The sequence below is a fragment of the Endozoicomonas sp. ALC013 genome (assembly GCF_049310205.1).
In the GTDB taxonomy this organism is placed as follows: domain Bacteria; phylum Pseudomonadota; class Gammaproteobacteria; order Pseudomonadales; family Endozoicomonadaceae; genus Endozoicomonas.
The window spans coordinates 1-1,192 of the sequence record NZ_JBLYNS010000396.1; the positions used below are offsets into that span (position 1 = coordinate 1).

General features: G+C 53.4%; 3 protein-coding genes. 1 reads left to right on the plus strand and 2 read right to left on the minus strand.

All coding sequences use genetic code 11. The features are described from left to right. Window positions 1-106: 106 nt before the first annotated feature. A complete protein-coding gene (locus ACO6V1_RS24080; protein ID WP_422462947.1) occupies window positions 107-403 on the minus strand; it encodes an IS66 family transposase in 297 nt (98 codons plus the stop codon). Between the two features lie 17 nt (window positions 404-420). After that, on the minus strand, window positions 421-582 hold the full coding sequence (locus ACO6V1_RS24085; protein WP_422451118.1) for a hypothetical protein: 162 nt from the start codon (window positions 580-582) through the stop codon (window positions 421-423). 277 nt (window positions 583-859) lie between these two features. Here ACO6V1_RS24085 and ACO6V1_RS24090 point away from each other — a divergent pair. After that, a partial coding sequence (locus ACO6V1_RS24090; protein ID WP_422469154.1) for a hypothetical protein occupies window positions 860-1,192 on the plus strand: 333 nt, incomplete at its 3' end.

The following is a 1,192-nucleotide window of genomic DNA, read 5'->3' on the forward strand; positions in this document are numbered from 1 at the left end:
GAGTGTCTGTGGTTACTGAGGAGGAAGGTGACTGCATGGTTTCTTCGGGGAATACCTGTTTCCAGTTGGAGAATCGTCTGGGGATGACAACAATAGAACGTAAACGCTAATTTAACCAGCGTAATAGCCAACCCCGCCGGTTGCCTTGGTGGGCCACCCACATGTACTTATCCGAGTGGATGGCCTTGCTGAGTTCCTTGAGTACCTGGATCCGGGTTTCATCAGCATTCATGATGTGGCCGACCCGCTGATGGTCTGCCATCAGGTTGATCAGGGACTGCAGTTGCAGGGACAACCGGATCAGCCAGTTGGCCATGGTCGTCCGGGTAATGGAGCCGCCATAGCGTGCCAGTATTTTTTCCTGCCGGAACAATGGCAGGGTGCGGCCGGCCAGGCATCGCAATATTTGGCAATGATGATTCAGGCCAGCATGCTAACGGTCACTGCGGGTTTGGGAATGATATCCAGCTCTTCCCGGACTCTGGTGAAGAAGGTCTCAAGGGCACCCTGCTTCTCTTCCGGGGGCAGCTCAATACGTTCCTGAAAAGCTGGGGTCAGAAAAGCTGGGGGCAGGTCTTTCATTGTGTAAAAATATATTGTTTATCACCATAAACGACACGTGTTATGCAAAATGATGACCCTGATTTTTGTCTTTCCCTGATCCCTGCCATCGTACCGGCGGACAGACGGCCTTCCCTGGCCGATGCAGTTTGCAGCCCGCTCCGGCACTCCAGCGCTCCGCAGACTGCAAACTGCACCCACCCTGGCGTCCCTGACCCTTTCTTCACGCGAGAAAAAAAAGACAAAAACGATTGAACACCTATAATTCCATTTTCGTATCTTATCGAGTTGTCAGTTTATGGATGCTCTCAGGAGTCGATTTTCTACCTTCCGGATAACCGCTCAACACGCCCCCTTATCGGGGCCGAGTGCTGCGCCTTCCTTTGCCAGTGCTGTCGATGACGACAGATCAAATCCAAACGGTGAGGCTCCGATACTGGCGGCCTGTCGCGGCAATAATCTTCCCTGGGTTCAAGAGTTGCTGGCGAACGATCCGGCTCTGGTGAACAGATCATTCCTGACGAAAGTTGCTAATCCTGCCTGGCAGGTGTATCCGCTCTTCATCGCTGCCCAATACGGGCATCTCGCCGTCGCGAAATGCCTGATCGGGGCTATCAGAGAGGCCGTAGGA

Bases quoted from the DNA above. Each gene is read 5' to 3' on its own strand.
- ACO6V1_RS24085 (WP_422451118.1), bottom strand. From the start codon at position 582: ATGAAAGACCTGCCCCCAGCTTTTCTGACCCCAGCTTTTCAGGAACGT.